The sequence below is a fragment of the Bacillus sp. AR13-1 genome (assembly GCF_008042285.1).
Lineage (GTDB): Bacteria > Bacillota > Bacilli > Bacillales > Bacillaceae_G > Bacillus_A > Bacillus_A mycoides.
Genome location: NZ_QNUA01000059.1, coordinates 1 through 14790, shown reverse-complemented (window position 1 = coordinate 14790; position 14790 = coordinate 1). Strand labels below are relative to the sequence as shown.

The window sequence follows — 14790 nt, the reverse complement described above, 5'->3', positions numbered from 1 at the left end:
GTTTAGTTTTCAAAGTTCAATGTCACGTTTCAGCGACTTTTATAATTTAACATTTTGACTTGAATCTGTCAACAACTTTTTTCTTTCGTTCCTGACGACGCTTATTAATTTATCATATTACTAATCGATAAGTCAACGCTTTTTTAAAAAATGCCAAAATAAATTTATCTTGGCATTATATATAGCTTAATAATCACTAATGCAGCAACACCTGGCACCCCTAATAAACTTGATACTGTAGCTGTGCCCATGTTAATTGGAATATGAAAATCGAAATATGTCCCTGCAACATTCACAATAAATAGTAACGCTATACCTAAAGTGACATGAAAGAGTGCTTTCCCTATAAAACGTATTGGTTTAGCAGAAACACCAAAAACAAGAAAAATAAAAACTAAAGAAAGAATGCCAACAATAATAATTGTAGAATTCATTTTTTCCTCCTTATGAATGACCTATACATATCCATTTGTATGGGACAAGACAAGAAAAAAGAACATCTATAACATAACTCCTACCACTTCATCTTTATAACCTTTAATCAGTAATCTTTCTTCTAAGCACTAGCAATTAGATACAACTAATTCCATTCCCATTTTTTCTTTCTCCTCTTTATATCCCAAAAATAAAGTAGCCCTATTACTCACAAATAAATCGATAAAAAGTAAAAGGTCCCGCTTTAAAAAGCAGGACCTTTTACCATTGTTCCATTTTCACAGGACGACGTTTTGCTTCTTTTAACAAGAAAAAATATTTCGCCTCTGCTATTTTTAAAGAACAAAGTACATCTTGAGACGGCTCAACACTTTGTTCAACCAGTCTCTTCTGACGTAGCCATTCATTCTTTACCTTTTCTAATAATACAATTAACTTATCGTCATACTCTTTACGCAACTTACCCTTTTTTTGAAAGAACATTTTCCCTTCTCCTCTTATATCTCTCTACGGCCTTCTAAAGCTTTCGATAGTGTTACTTCATCTGCATATTCTAAATCTCCACCAACTGGCAGACCATGTGCAATACGAGTTACTTTAATTCCTGTTGGCTTTAAGAGGCGGGATATGTACATCGCTGTGGCTTCCCCTTCAATATTAGGGTTTGTTGCTAATATCACTTCTTGTACTGTTTCATCTTGCAGTCTCTTTAATAACTGCGGGATATTAATATCCTCTGGTCCAATTCCCTCCATTGGAGAAATGGCACCACGCAAAACATGATATACACCTTGATATTCTTTCATTTTTTCCATCGCAATTACATCTTTCGGCTCTTGTACTACACAAACAACCGATTGATCCCTATGCGAATCGTCACAAATATAACAAGGATCGCGGTCAGTGATATGTCCGCACACAGAACAATACGCTAAATCTCGCTTTGCATTCACAAGTGCTTTCGCAAAACCTAGTACATCATCCTCTTTCATATCTAACACGAAGAATGCCAATCGAACCGCTGTTTTCGGTCCGATTCCTGGCAACTTCATAAAACTATCGATTAATTTTGATATCGGTTCTGGATAATGCATATATCAATATCCTCCTAGAACATTCCACCTGGTAAGTTCATGCCTTTTGTAAATTTGCCCATTGTAGAGTTTGAAAGTTCATCAACCTTTTTAAGTGCATCATTCGTTGCAGCTAATACTAAGTCTTGTAACATTTCGATATCTTCTGGATCTACAACTTCTTCTTTAATTTTCACTTCAAGAACTTGCTTATGACCATTTGCAATAACAGTAACCATTCCCCCGCCAGCTGTACCTTCAACTGTTTTTTCGCCAAGCTCTTCTTGCGCCTTCGCCATGTCTTTTTGCATCTTTTGCATTTGTTTCATCATATTATTCATATTTCCCATTCCGCCACGCATCATAATTAATTCCTCCTCATTATTATTACTCTTTTATTTCAATAAGTTCTTGCCCTACTAATTTTACAGCCTCTTCTATAAGAGGATCTTCTTTTTGTTCTGGGCTTTCTTCAGAATCCCCGCCTTCGCGTTGTAAAAAGTCTTCACGAATTTTACCCCATTCACTTTTTGGGATAGCAATCATATTTAACCTTTTACTTAACAATTCAAAAAGAGTTTGTTCCAATGTATCCATTGCTTCTCGATTTTCACTAGCCATTTTACAATGAATCTCATATTGAAATGCTAACACATAGGTATCATCCGAAGCCGCAACTGGTTCACTATTTTCTAATAAAACAGCAAATGCTACTTTGTTATGTGACTTGAGCCTTCCTAATAATTCGCCCCATACAGCTTTTAACTGTTCTAAATCTTGACGCTTCGCTTGCTTTAACACTTCATTCACACGTCCAACAGGAATTTTCATACTCCCTGTTCGTACCGGTTTTGGTGTTGCCCGCGTCTCTCTTACTTCCTGCTGCACACCAGCTGGCACGCCATTCTTTTTAACTTGCTCTAACTCTTTCTCCAACTGCTGCATCCTATTCATAATCGCTTGTAAACGATCTACGCCGTTTGCTTGCATCATAAACTGCTGACACAGTTGCACCATAACAACTTCCAAGAATATTCTTGGATGGTTTGTCCACTTCATCTCCTGTTGCCCCTTACTAAGGGTATGAATAATTTCATAGATTACTTCCGGTTGCATTTCTTCACTTAACGTACGGAATTGATCATCTACAATTACCCGTTCCAACATATGTTCTAATTGTGGTGAAGTTTGATATAAAAGCATATCACGATAGTAGTAAATGAAATCCTCCATAAAGCGAACTGGATCTTTCCCTTTACTCATCATCTCATCTATAATACGTAACGCTCTTGATACATCATTTTCACGTATACATTCTACCAGGTCACCCAAATATCGCTGAGATACAGATCCTGTTACAGCTAAAACATCTTCACTCGTCACCGTTTCATCACTATAAGAAATAGCTTGATCAATAAGACTGAGCGCATCACGCATACCACCTTCGGCGGCACGCGCTACGATTTGTAACGCTTCATCTTCTACTTGCGTACCTTCATTTGTCACGACCGTCGATAATCTCTCAACGATATCATTTACTGATATCTTTCGAAACTCAAAACGCTGACAACGCGAAATAATTGTAGCTGGAATTTTATGCGGTTCTGTTGTCGCCAGAATAAAAATAACATGTCCTGGCGGCTCTTCTAAAGTTTTCAAAAGCGCATTAAAGGCACCCATAGAAAGCATGTGAACTTCATCAATAATGTATACTTTATATCCTACAGCACTTGGAGCATATTTTACTTTATCTCTTATATCTCGAATTTCATCTACACCGTTATTTGAAGCCGCATCAATTTCTAATACATCTGAAATAGACCCTTGTGTAATTCCTAAACAAGAAGGACATTCATTACAAGGTTCAGCTACCGGGGCGTGTTCACAGTTAATTGCCTTTGCAAATACTTTTGCAATTGTCGTTTTCCCTGTTCCCCTCGGACCCGAAAACAAATAAGCATGTGAAGCTTTCTCTTGAAGAAGGGCATTTTGCAACGTTTTTGTCACGTGCTTTTGACCGACTACATCTTCGAATTTTTGCGGTCTCCATGTTCGGTATAACGCTTGGTATGACACGAAAATACGGCCTCCCTCAAAGGTTATTATCTTATTTATTATAACCCATTCTGTTTATAGATTCCAAAAGTTATTTTCCATACAAAAAACTCACCTTTATATAAAGGTGAGTTTTGTATACATATATAACTGCCGTGCACCTTCTGTCGATTACGTACCATAAGCGTTACTCAAGCAGTTAGCTCGGTTCAGGCACTCCTGCGGCACACGAGAAAACCCGCTTATTGCTGCTTCCTTCCGGACCTGACAAGGTTCACGGGGTCCCGTTGCGCAGGACCCAAACGTCAACACCACTTACTTAAGGCAGACCTTACAGCAACATAACCTCGAGAAGGGATTCAGCCTCGCTAGAGCGGATTGCGAGTATAGGGCACCGCTACCTCCCCGCTTAGCACGGCAAAGTTAAAACCAATATTCGGTTGCCTTGGATAAGGCATTATCAGTATAACTTGTTTTTTTACAAAATGCAAATACGTTAGTTACCATTACTTTTCTCTAGTTTTTTCATTTCTTTTCTTTTCTTACGAAGCTCCCTAAAAAAAATCGTTAACAACGTACCACATTCTTCTTCAAGTACACCAGGCACTACTTCACACTGATGATTAAAACGCTCATCAGTTAAAAGATTCATCAACGTACCTGCACATCCACCTTTCGGATCGCTCGCACCATATACAACCCGTTTTATACGCGATAAAACAATTCCCCCTGCACACATTGGGCAAGGTTCTAATGTTACATATAACGTTGCATCTTCTAAACGCCATGTCCCTAATTTTTTGCAAGCTTCATCAATAGCTAAGAGTTCGGCGTGAGCTATTGATCTCTGTTCAGTTTCTCTTAAGTTATGTGCGACACTAATCACTTCACCATCTAGCACAATTACAGCACCAATTGGTACCTCTTGTATCGCCTCCGCCTTCTTCGCTTCCTCTATTGCTAACTGCATAAAATATATATCTCGCTCCATAATATAGTCCTTTCACCAAAAATAAAATACACTTTTTCATTTCTTGCAGGTGGGATAACTTTTACAAATTCAATCCAACCTAAAGAAGAAAGAGAGGGAATTACATATGAAAAATACCGCCTTACTCATTATCGATATGATTAATGATTTTCAATTCTCCCACGGACCCATCCTGGCACAGAAATGTGAAATTATAAAGAACCCCATTTTACAATTAAAGGACACCATGAAATCATTGGGCTATCCAATAATTTATGTCAATGATCACTATCAACTTTGGAGATCTGATATTGATCAACTTATCACCCATTGTACAAATGAGTATAGTAAAAATATTATCGAGGCCATTGCTCCGCATACTGACGATTACATTTTTATTAAACCACATTACTCTGCTTTTTATGAAACACCTTTGAATTCTTTATTAGGTTATTTAAAAATCGAAAATCTCATTTTAACAGGAATTGCCGGGAACATATGCATCCTTTTTACAGCTAATGATGCCCATATGAGAAATTATACACTTTATGTACCACGGGATTGCATCGCTTCTAATAACGAGCAAGATAATGAACATGCTTTAAAAATAATGGAAGCCACATTAAAGGCAAATATTGTACCGTCATCCCAAATAAAATTTAATTAATACATATCTATTTTCTAACTTTTTATATCAAATTAGTCCGCTCGCTCCCCTCTTGTGCTACAATAATTCTGTTTTGTGTTTTTAGTAGTCACGGTAAATCACTGATTGAAAGGAGGAAACAGCGTGACCGGAGTACCATTTATCACGGTTGAAGGACCAATTGGTGTTGGAAAAACTTCACTTGCGAAGGAACTTTCAACTCACATGCAACTCCACTTACTAAAAGAGATTGTTGATGAAAATCCTTTTTTAGGAAAATTCTACGAAGACATCGACGAATGGAGTTTTCAAACAGAGATGTTCTTTCTTTGTAATAGATACAAACAACTAGAGGATATTAACATAAAGTATTTGAATCAAAGAAAGCCTGTAGTAGCAGATTATCATATATTTAAAAATTTAATTTTTGCATCCCGTACATTAAAAGATTCTCAATATGACAAGTACATGCAAATTTATCGCATTCTTACGCAAGATATGCCTGTGCCAAATGTCATCGTTTATTTAACAGCGAGCCTAGAAACATTACAAAAACGAATTGCCATGCGCGGAAGAGAATTCGAAAAAAATATGGATCCAAATTACTTGCTACAGCTTACAAAAGATTACGAAACAGCAATGGATGCTTTCAAAAAGGACCATCCAGATATTCCAGTATTGAAATTTAATGGAGACGATATGGATTTTGTAAGAAATCATGATGATTTAAATGTCATCTTATCAGCTCTTCAAAATACTCTCTTGAAGGAGTCGAAATAACAATGAATTTAAGGCAAAAATATGATATACCAAATGATGCAGTTATCACTATTGCTGGAACAGTAGGTGTCGGTAAATCAACTATGACAACTGCATTGGCTAACGCTTTAGGTTATCGTACATCTTTTGAAAAAGTAGATTCCAACCCATATTTGGACAAGTTCTATGCTGATTTCACACGCTGGAGCTTTCACTTACAAGTGTACTTTTTAGCAGAACGATTTAAAGAACAAAAAAGAATTTTCGAATATGGTGGCGGTTTTGTTCAAGACCGTTCTATCTATGAGGACACTGGTATTTTCGCAAAAATGCATTACGAAAAGGGTACAATGACTGAAACTGATTATGAGACATACAAAGGGTTATTTGATGCTATGGTCATGACTCCTTACTTCCCTCATCCAGACTTATTAATTTACCTAGAAGGTTCTTTTGATGATATTGTCGATCGTATTCAAGAACGAGGACGTCCCATGGAGCAGCAAACACCAATTGAATATTGGAAAGAGATGCATGGACGTTACGATAACTGGATTAATAACTTTAATTCATGCCCTGTTTTACGATTAAACATTAATGAATACGATATTTTAAAAGATGGCGATTCAATCGAACCAATCATTAAAAAAATTGGATATTTTTTAAAACAAACACGTAAACTTGTAAAATAAAAAACCCGTGCATATGCACGGGTTTTCCTATGAAATTACTTTTTCTTTTTTGTCGGAGCAATAATTTCACTCTCTGGCTTTCCAGCATTAATACGCTGACGAACAGTACTCGTACTAATATCATATGTTTCAGCAATCTCTTTAACAGTCAATTCTTTCCCATTAATTACTGCTGTTAGTAATTTCCCTGTACGTTTTGGAGTTACTTCTTTTTGCACAGCTGGTTTTTCAGCTTCTTTTGGTACCTCTACTTTTTTTGCAACCTGTTTTACATCACAAGTGCAACCACAAAGTTTACGGAATGTATCATCACTTATAATGCGCGACACATTTGCACCACTGTTTAAAATTCTATTGTTCTTACAGACAGGACATTGTACATAATATAAAGTTTTTCCATCTAAAGGAAACGTTTGTATAATAAGATCCATGTTAACTCCTTTCATATCTATGAAGATAATCATCGGAATATGAGTGTGTAATAAGGACACTATATCCTTACATCATACTTTATGATTGGTTTTAAAATAAAAACTCGTTACGTGTTGGTAACGAGTTCTCCAATCTCCACTTATATGCGCTGTTGTCAATTATATCTGGAGGAGGTAGAGGGATTCGAACCCCCGCGCGACTCTCGCCGCCTGTCGGTTTTCAAGACCGATCCCTTCAGCCAGACTTGGGTATACCTCCATATTGACATCAAATATAATATCAAAAGAAAAACAGTTAGTCAACCCTACTATAATAAATTATGAGGAAAGGGGAATTTTACTTCCCCTCTCCTTTATGACACTGCTGACAACGTCCATAATTACCAATCACTCATACCGATGAATGTTTTAACTTATTTAATAACTGTTTTTCCTCCCATATAAGGGCGAAGAACTTCTGGAATTATAATTGTACCATCTTCTTGTTGGTAGTTCTCTAAAATAGCTGCCACTGTACGTCCAATTGCAAGACCAGATCCATTTAGTGTATGAACATGTTCCGGTTTACCATTTGGCTCACGACGGAAACGGATATTCGCGCGTCTCGCTTGGAATGCCTCAAAATTACTACAAGAAGAAATTTCACGATATGTACCATAGCTTGGAATCCATACTTCAATATCGTATTTCTTCGCTGCTGTAAATCCTAAATCTCCTGTACACATGCTCATAACGCGATATGGCAACTCTAATAATTGTAACACGCGCTCTGCATCATTTGTTAATTTTTCTAACTCTTCATAAGAATCTTCTGGTTTCACGAACTTCACAAGTTCAACTTTATTAAATTGATGTTGGCGAATTAAACCACGTGTATCACGACCAGCTGAACCTGCTTCAGAACGGAAGCATGAGCTAAACGCAGCATATCGTATCGGCAATTGCTCTTTACTCACAATCTCATCACGATGCATATTCGTTACAGGTACTTCAGCTGTTGGGATTAGGAAATAATCTTCACTTTCAATACGGAATGCATCTTCTTCAAACTTTGGAAGTTGTCCTGTTCCAGTCATACTTGCACGGTTTACCATATAAGGAGGCAATACTTCCTCATATCCATGCTCATCAGTATGAAGGTCAAGCATAAAGCTAATCAAAGCACGTTCTAATCTTGCACCAGCACCTTTGTAAAATACAAATCGGCTTCCTGTTACTTTCCCAGCACGTTCAAAATCTAAAATCCCTAAATCAGTAGCAAGGTCCCAATGTGGTTTTGGCTCATAAGTAAATTCTTTCACTTCTCCCCAAGTACGTGCTACTACGTTATCATCCTCTGTTTCACCTATTGGAGCAGATTCATGAGGGATATTTGGGATAGATAGCATTAATCTTTCTAAATCTTCTTCAACTGTACGAAGCTCATTATCAAGATCTTTTACTTTTTCCCCAACTTCACGCATTTCTAGAATTAGAGCTTCCGCATCTTTCTTTTCACGCTTTAATACTGAAATTTGTTGAGATACTTCGTTACGTTTACTTTTTAATTCTTCTGTTTGAACAAGTAGCTCTCTTCTTCTCGTATCAAGTTCTTCAAAGCGACCAAAATCCGTTAAATCTTCGCCTCTATGCTGTAATTTTGCTTTTACTTCTTCAAAATTCGTACGTAAAAATTTAATATCAAGCATTATATACTCCTCCTTTTATTTTATAAAACACAAAAAACTCCCGTCCCTATACAAAGGGACGGGAGTTAACCCGCGTTGCCACCCTAGTTGAAAGCATTACCGCTTTCCTCTCAAGTAGAAATAACGGCTCTTCACCGGGAATGTTTACTAATCAAAAGATATTCCACATTCCATTCCAGGATGGATTCACAAACTGTTTCTATCGATTTCCACCAACCATCGACTCTCTATAAGAAACAACATTTGTTACTACTTCCTATCAACACGCTTATTTTATAAAATTGTTATCATCAATTTACTATAATCTTATACAAGTTGCAAGTTACTTATACAACTTTTTTCATTTTCGCTTCTTTTACCATTTCTACAAAGTATGCAGTTACACGATGATCATCCGTTAATTCCGGATGGAAAGAAGCAGCTAAAAACGGCCCTTGCCTTACCGCTACCATTCGCTCGCCATGCGTAGAAAGTACTTCAACATCATCAGCTACATTTACAACATACGGAGCACGGATAAATACACCAACAAAGTCTTCTCCCACACCTTTCATTGAAAGTGCAGCTTCAAAACTATCTTTTTGGCGTCCGAACGCATTGCGCTCAACCGTAATATCCATAGCACCAATATGTGCTTCTTCATAGCCAATAAGTGTTTTCGCAAGAAGAATCATTCCTGCACATGTACCAAACATTGGTTTACCAGACTTCGCAAATGTACGAAGAGGCTCCATGAAAGCATACTTATCAATAAGACGGCGCATTGTTGTACTTTCACCGCCTGGTAAAATAAGACCATCAATCTCTTCAAGTTGCTCTACACACTTTACAACAACAGCTTCTGCACCACTTGCCTCAACTGATTTTACATGCTCACGAACTGCACCTTGAAGACCTAGTACACCGATTTTCACCATTTTAAAGATCTCCTTTAATTACCATCCACGCTCTTGCATGCGTTGTTCTGGTAATAACGTTGAAATTTCGATACCTTTCATTGCATTACCTAATCCTTTAGAAAGGCTTGCAATTAGTTCGTAATCTTCATAATGAGTCGTTGCTTCAACGATTGCACGTGCAAATTTCTCTGGGTTCTCTGATTTGAAGATACCAGATCCAACAAATACACCATCAGCACCAAGTTGCATCATTAACGCTGCATCTGCTGGTGTTGCTACACCACCTGCTGCAAAGTTTACAACTGGCAGGCGACCAAGGCGTTTAATTTCAAGTAGTACTTCATAAGGAGCACCAGTATTTTTTGCATATGTCATTAACTCATCTTCACGTAGACTTGCAACTTGACGGATTTCTGCATTGACTTGGCGCATATGACGCACTGCCTCTACAATGTTTCCTGTTCCAGGTTCACCTTTTGTACGAAGCATAGCTGCACCTTCTGCAATACGACGTGCAGCTTCTCCGATATCGCGGCAACCACATACAAACGGAACTGTGTAATCACGTTTATTTAAATGGTATACTTCATCAGCAGGAGTCAATACTTCACTCTCATCGATATAGTCTACCCCTAATGATTCTAATACACGTGCTTCTACAAGGTGACCGATACGACATTTTGCCATAACCGGAATTGATACAGCACCCATAACTTCTTCAACAATTGTTGGATCTGCCATACGAGAAACGCCACCTGCTGCACGAATATCTGCAGGTACACGCTCTAATGCCATAACAGCAACTGCACCTGCCTCTTCTGCAATCCTTGCTTGCTCGGCGTTAACTACGTCCATAATAACGCCGCCTTTTTGCATTTCTGCCATTCCACGTTTTACACGTTCTGTCCCTGTTACATTTGTCATGTACAAAAACCCCCCTAGGTGAATTGCTTTCCCCCGTTAAAGAAGAAAATTAAGAATACTCTTACATTCTACCACTAACTATCTGATGCTTGTCCACTACTTTTTCATAAAGTCGGTATGAAAAATAGGAATAAGAAAAAGCTCCTACAATGAGGAGCTTTTAAAACCAACCTTTTACTGTATCAACAGCACTATTCCACATACCACTAAAGAAAGAACCAATTCCGCGCATAGAACGTGTGAACCAGCCTGCCTCTTCTACTTCAGATTTTGTTATAAGGTCTACTTGTAATGATTTTCCTGATAAAAATCCAGGATCATTACTATCTTTAGACGTTACAACCATTTGGCCAAGTGTAACTCCCTTTTTCATAGGTGCCTCTTGTCCCTTATTTCCTTCTTTAAATTCTGTTTTATAAACGTCTTTACTTCCCTTTGGCACCGGAAGTGAAACAGCTTGCTTCGTTTGAACTGCTACATCTTTATCTTTCGCATTTTCAACTCTTACTGTTTCTTTTCCTTTAACCGAAGAACCTTTTTCATACATTTTCTTCATTTCAAAGTTAGCAAAGCCATAATCATATAATTTCTTTGTCTCATCAAATCTTGCCGTGTGAGATTTTGTTTTAATAACTACAGAAATGAAACGCATACCATTTCTTTCAATCGTACCAGTGAAACAATCTCCTGCTTCTGGAGTTGATCCTGTTTTCAGACCATCTACGCCTTCGTATTCCTTAATTAACCCTTTTAACATCCAGTTCCAGTTAGGCATTTCGATCCGATCCGGAGTACCTTCACGGAATACTTTTTTTGAAATTTTTGCTATGTCTAATGTTTTAGGGAAATCTTGAATAAGACGTTGTGCTAAAATTGCTACATCTCTCGCAGACATTTTATTTTCTTCATCTGGAGTTGTCCCTTCAGGATGGTGTCCTTTTAAATCTTTGTTCGTTAAGCCCGTAGAATTTACAAACTTATAATTTTTTAATCCTAACTCTTTCGATTTATCATTCATCATTTTTACAAAGTCTACTTCTTTTCCAGCAACTGCTTCAGCTAACGCTATCGTTGCACCATTAGCAGAATAAATTGCCATTGCTTCGTATAGCTCTTTTACTGTATAAGATTCACCATTTCGTAGAGGCACGTTCGATAATGAACGATCTTGCGAAATGTTATAAGCATATTCGGAAACCTTAACTTTTTGATCCCATTTTAGTTTCCCTTTCGCAATAGCCTCGTTCACTAGGTATTCACTCATCATTTTTGTCATACTAGCAATTGATAATAACTCATCTGCATTTTTTTGATATAAAATCTTCCCAGAATTCGCTTCTACTAAAATTGCCGCACCTGCTTCAATGTTTAAAGCGGCTCCTGTTTCTGCTGATGCATTGCTATATGGTACAAGCATGCTACAAGCTATTGTAAGCACTGTTACCAACGCAATGAATCTTTTGCAAAACATACCTTTCACTTTTGCTACCCCCAATATCTATGTACTCACATAACCGTTATTCTAACATAATCAAAAAAAAATAGACAGAGATATCAAATCTCTGTCTATTTGTATATAAGACATTATAATGAGTAGTTTGGAGCCTCTTTTGTAATCTGTACGTGATGAGGATGGCTTTCACGTAAACCTGCACCTGACATACGAATGAACTGTGCATTCTCACGTAAGAATTCTAAATTCTGCGCTCCGCAATATCCCATACCTGCACGTAATCCACCAACTAATTGATGAACTGTATCTGCTAAAGGTCCTTTATATGGTACGCGTCCTTCAATACCTTCAGGAACAAGTTTTTTGTTTCCTTCTTGGAAGTAACGATCTTTACTTCCTTTTTCCATTGCTCCAACAGAACCCATACCACGATATACTTTAAATTGGCGACCTTGGTAAATTTCAGTTTCTCCAGGGCTTTCAGCAACGCCAGCAAACATACTACCTAGCATAACAACGTGTGCTCCTGCTGCTAAAGCTTTAACCATATCACCAGAGTACTTAACACCGCCATCAGCAATAACTGGAATACCGTGTTTACGAGCTTCTGTTGCACAATCATAAACTGCTGTTAATTGTGGTACACCAACACCAGCTACAACACGCGTTGTACAAATAGAACCTGGTCCAATACCAACTTTAACTACGTTTGCACCAGCCTCAATTAATGCTTTCGTTGCTTCAGCTGTAGCAACATTTCCAGCGATAATATTTAGTGCTGGATATTTCGCACGAACTTCTTTTACCTTTTCAATAACACCTTTAGAATGCCCATGAGCTGTATCAAGTACAATTGCATCTACGCTAGCTTTTACTAATGCATCGATACGAAGCATAGCATCAGCCGTTACACCAACAGCTGCTCCAACTAATAAGCGTCCTTGCTTATCTTTAGCAGAGTTTGGGAATTCAATTACTTTTTCAATATCTTTTATTGTAATAAGCCCTTGTAATACACCGTTATTATCAACAAGAGGGAGCTTTTCAATTTTATACTTTTGTAGGATCTTTTCAGCTTCTTCCAGTGTAGTACCAACTGGAGCTGTAATTAACTGTTCTTTTGTCATTACGTCAGAAATTTTGATTGAGTAGTCTTGGATGAAACGCATATCACGGTTTGTAATAATACCAACTAATTTTCGCTCATCTAAATTATTTACAACTGGTACACCTGAGATACGATATTTTCCCATAAGATGTTCTGCATCATATACTTGATGTTCTGGAGTTAAGAAGAAAGGATCTGAAATAACGCCGCTTTCAGAGCGCTTTACTTTATCAACTTGCTCTGCCTGTTGTTCAATAGACATATTCTTATGAATAATTCCTAAACCGCCTTGGCGAGCCATTGCAATAGCCATGTCAGCTTCTGTTACTGTATCCATTCCTGCACTAATTAACGGGATGTTTAACTGTAAGCTTTCAGATAAAACTGTTTTAACACTTACTTCTCTTGGTAATATATCTGACCTCGCTGGTACAAGTAATACATCATCAAAAGTCAAACCTTCTTTAACAAATTTAGATTCCCACATAATTGTTCCCCCCATGATACCAGAAATTATTATTAGTAGCTTATCAATTGGTTAAAATACTGTCAAGGACGTATATATATGTTAGAATTTTTAGACAATAAAAGGAGCGTAATATATGCATCAAACACATTGTACTTGGCAGCAATTAAGTTTCTTCTTTTCATCTCAAAATGTACAACGTTATCTTGCCCGTTGTTATGAAAAATCCTCGATTCAGGATGCCGAAAAAAAAAGTTTTGAAAATTGTTATCCATTTATTTATTACTTAGAACACGGTAAAAATTATTATGAATTATATAAAACAGCACCATTTTCCATTCAGCCAATGCTGTTATTTTATGGAATGGGGCAACTTTTTAAAGCTTGTTTATTAACTATTAATCCAAACTATCCAGAATCAACAACCGTTTTAGCACATGGAGTGACAACCCGTAAACGAAAAAAACAAGGATATCAATTTTTAGAAGATGAGGTGAAAATACAGAAAAACGGACTATTTACTCACGCTGCAGAACAACTGTTTCACATGAAACACTTGGAAACAGAAAAGTTTAATATGTTAGAGCTAATGGGAAAAATCCCTGAGTTACAACATTTATTTCGCTATAGTCAAAAAGGAACAACATTATATAAAATCGATTCAACAAATAAAAATGAGCTCTCCTTTTCAGTCAACATACTAGATCGACTACATATGACTAAAGAGAGATTTTCTCGTTACATCGAAACAGCTTGTAAGCATTTATCAATACAACACGTACCTGAGAAAAATAATGAATTAAATGTGTTTTTTTCAGCACCTATTCAATCATGGAATCCTATGTATAGCACACCTTTATACTACGAGTATCTTGCTGACACTTATTATTTACCACTTACGAACGACCCTAGAAACTCTAAGCCAGTGTTGCCTGAGCTCCTTGTTCATTATTTATTGCTCTATAATTTAAGCATGATTTCGAGGTATGAAACAGATTGGTGGTATGACTTACTTGGAAGCTATGGATCTGAAGATTATCCATTTATTTATCAGTTTCTCAATATTTCTGCTCAAAAAATCCCTTACTATATTTCAGCATTTTTATTAACGGAATCCAACCTATTTCATGGGAAATAAAAAAAACACAAGTCAAAAGACTTGTGTTTTTAGCTTGCTTGGCGACGTCCTAC

Annotated in this window: 16 protein-coding genes, 1 tRNA gene, 1 other RNA gene and 1 other annotated feature; of the genes, 4 read left to right on the top strand and 14 right to left on the bottom strand. The window is 37.1% G+C overall.

Translation table 11 applies throughout. From position 1 onward, the window contains the following. Positions 1–164 precede the first annotated feature (164 nt). From DN408_RS30315 to tadA, 7 genes are all read right to left on the bottom strand, one after another. On the bottom strand, positions 165–434 hold the full coding sequence (locus DN408_RS30315) for a pro-sigmaK processing inhibitor BofA family protein (protein ID WP_002009632.1): 270 nt from the start codon (positions 432–434) through the stop codon (positions 165–167). 262 nt (positions 435–696) lie between these two features. Further along, entirely contained in the window at positions 697–918 is a 222-nt protein-coding gene (locus DN408_RS30310; RefSeq protein WP_002009631.1) for a YaaL family protein, read from the bottom strand. A 14-nt stretch (positions 919–932) separates the two neighbouring features. Then, entirely contained in the window at positions 933–1529 is a 597-nt protein-coding gene (gene recR, locus DN408_RS30305; RefSeq protein ID WP_002009629.1) for a recombination protein RecR, read from the bottom strand. Between the two features lie 14 nt (positions 1530–1543). Beyond that, positions 1544–1870 (bottom strand): YbaB/EbfC family nucleoid-associated protein, encoded by a 327-nt coding sequence (locus DN408_RS30300; protein ID WP_170935248.1) that lies wholly within the window; start codon positions 1868–1870, stop codon positions 1544–1546. 25 nt (positions 1871–1895) lie between these two features. Beyond that, positions 1896–3584, bottom strand: coding sequence for a DNA polymerase III subunit gamma/tau (gene dnaX / locus DN408_RS30295; protein ID WP_002130739.1), 1689 nt, complete (start codon positions 3582–3584; stop codon positions 1896–1898). Between the two features lie 132 nt (positions 3585–3716). Then, positions 3717–3981, bottom strand: an RNA gene (gene ffs, locus DN408_RS30290) — signal recognition particle sRNA large type. A gap of 78 nt (positions 3982–4059) precedes the next feature. Continuing rightward, a complete protein-coding gene (tadA, locus tag DN408_RS30285) occupies positions 4060–4554 on the bottom strand; it encodes a tRNA adenosine(34) deaminase TadA (RefSeq protein WP_078178881.1) in 495 nt (164 codons plus the stop codon). A 106-nt stretch (positions 4555–4660) separates the two neighbouring features. Here tadA and DN408_RS30280 point away from each other — a divergent pair, with 106 nt between their 5' ends. The 3 genes from DN408_RS30280 (at position 4661) to DN408_RS30270 (ending at position 6630) form a co-directional block, all read left to right on the top strand. Beyond that, positions 4661–5200 carry a cysteine hydrolase family protein gene (locus DN408_RS30280; RefSeq protein WP_002130738.1) on the top strand — a complete coding sequence of 180 codons (540 nt, stop codon included), beginning with the start codon at positions 4661–4663 and terminating at the stop codon, positions 5198–5200. 123 nt (positions 5201–5323) lie between these two features. Further along, positions 5324–5959, top strand: a complete 636-nt coding sequence (locus tag DN408_RS30275) for a deoxynucleoside kinase (RefSeq protein WP_002170085.1) — start codon at positions 5324–5326, stop codon at positions 5957–5959. A 2-nt stretch (positions 5960–5961) separates the two neighbouring features. Then, on the top strand, positions 5962–6630 hold the full coding sequence (locus DN408_RS30270; RefSeq protein ID WP_078178882.1) for a deoxynucleoside kinase: 669 nt from the start codon (positions 5962–5964) through the stop codon (positions 6628–6630). Between the two features lie 35 nt (positions 6631–6665). On the opposite strand, the gene DN408_RS30265 is transcribed toward DN408_RS30270, so the two are convergent. The 7 genes from DN408_RS30265 to guaB form a co-directional block, all read right to left on the bottom strand. After that, complete coding sequence (locus tag DN408_RS30265; RefSeq protein WP_002029297.1) at positions 6666–7061, bottom strand: sigma factor-like helix-turn-helix DNA-binding protein; 396 nt, start codon at positions 7059–7061, stop codon at positions 6666–6668. 166 nt (positions 7062–7227) lie between these two features. Continuing rightward, positions 7228–7320, bottom strand: a tRNA-Ser gene (locus tag DN408_RS30260). A 154-nt stretch (positions 7321–7474) separates the two neighbouring features. Beyond that, complete coding sequence (gene serS / locus DN408_RS30255; RefSeq protein WP_002009617.1) at positions 7475–8749, bottom strand: serine--tRNA ligase; 1275 nt, start codon at positions 8747–8749, stop codon at positions 7475–7477. A gap of 51 nt (positions 8750–8800) precedes the next feature. Then, positions 8801–9021 (bottom strand) — a binding site (T-box leader). Positions 9022–9075: 54 nt separating this feature from the next. Beyond that, entirely contained in the window at positions 9076–9666 is a 591-nt protein-coding gene (gene pdxT, locus DN408_RS30250; RefSeq protein WP_147740509.1) for a pyridoxal 5'-phosphate synthase glutaminase subunit PdxT, read from the bottom strand. Between the two features lie 18 nt (positions 9667–9684). Then, positions 9685–10572, bottom strand: coding sequence for a pyridoxal 5'-phosphate synthase lyase subunit PdxS (gene pdxS / locus DN408_RS30245; RefSeq protein WP_002009615.1), 888 nt, complete (start codon positions 10570–10572; stop codon positions 9685–9687). Positions 10573–10732: 160 nt separating this feature from the next. Next, positions 10733–12043: a D-alanyl-D-alanine carboxypeptidase family protein gene (locus tag DN408_RS30240; RefSeq protein ID WP_133058330.1), complete on the bottom strand. Its 1311-nt coding sequence runs from the start codon at positions 12041–12043 to the stop codon at positions 10733–10735. A gap of 113 nt (positions 12044–12156) precedes the next feature. Continuing rightward, positions 12157–13620 (bottom strand): IMP dehydrogenase, encoded by a 1464-nt coding sequence (gene guaB / locus DN408_RS30235; RefSeq protein WP_002107266.1) that lies wholly within the window; start codon positions 13618–13620, stop codon positions 12157–12159. A 115-nt stretch (positions 13621–13735) separates the two neighbouring features. On the opposite strand from guaB, the gene DN408_RS30230 reads away from it, so the two are divergent. Further along, complete coding sequence (locus DN408_RS30230) at positions 13736–14737, top strand: YaaC family protein (protein WP_002130734.1); 1002 nt, start codon at positions 13736–13738, stop codon at positions 14735–14737. Positions 14738–14790: the final 53 nt, after the last annotated feature.

What these genes read in the sequence shown, in the direction of transcription:
- DN408_RS30315 (WP_002009632.1), bottom strand. Translation starts at nt 434, where the DNA reads ATGAATTCTACAATTATTATTGTTGGCATTCTTTCTTTAGTTTTTATT.
- DN408_RS30310 (WP_002009631.1), bottom strand. Translation starts at nt 918, where the DNA reads ATGTTCTTTCAAAAAAAGGGTAAGTTGCGTAAAGAGTATGACGATAAG.
- recR (WP_002009629.1), bottom strand. Translation starts at nt 1,529, where the DNA reads ATGCATTATCCAGAACCGATATCAAAATTAATCGATAGTTTTATGAAG.
- DN408_RS30300 (WP_170935248.1), bottom strand. Translation starts at nt 1,870, where the DNA reads ATGCGTGGCGGAATGGGAAATATGAATAATATGATGAAACAAATGCAA.
- tadA (WP_078178881.1), bottom strand. Translation starts at nt 4,554, where the DNA reads ATGGAGCGAGATATATATTTTATGCAGTTAGCAATAGAGGAAGCGAAG.
- DN408_RS30280 (WP_002130738.1), top strand. Translation starts at nt 4,661, where the DNA reads ATGAAAAATACCGCCTTACTCATTATCGATATGATTAATGATTTTCAA.
- DN408_RS30270 (WP_078178882.1), top strand. Translation starts at nt 5,962, where the DNA reads ATGAATTTAAGGCAAAAATATGATATACCAAATGATGCAGTTATCACT.
- DN408_RS30265 (WP_002029297.1), bottom strand. Translation starts at nt 7,061, where the DNA reads ATGGATCTTATTATACAAACGTTTCCTTTAGATGGAAAAACTTTATAT.
- serS (WP_002009617.1), bottom strand. Translation starts at nt 8,749, where the DNA reads ATGCTTGATATTAAATTTTTACGTACGAATTTTGAAGAAGTAAAAGCA.
- pdxT (WP_147740509.1), bottom strand. Translation starts at nt 9,666, where the DNA reads ATGGTGAAAATCGGTGTACTAGGTCTTCAAGGTGCAGTTCGTGAGCAT.
- pdxS (WP_002009615.1), bottom strand. Translation starts at nt 10,572, where the DNA reads ATGACAAATGTAACAGGGACAGAACGTGTAAAACGTGGAATGGCAGAA.
- DN408_RS30240 (WP_133058330.1), bottom strand. Translation starts at nt 12,043, where the DNA reads ATGTTTTGCAAAAGATTCATTGCGTTGGTAACAGTGCTTACAATAGCT.
- guaB (WP_002107266.1), bottom strand. Translation starts at nt 13,620, where the DNA reads ATGTGGGAATCTAAATTTGTTAAAGAAGGTTTGACTTTTGATGATGTA.
- DN408_RS30230 (WP_002130734.1), top strand. Translation starts at nt 13,736, where the DNA reads ATGCATCAAACACATTGTACTTGGCAGCAATTAAGTTTCTTCTTTTCA.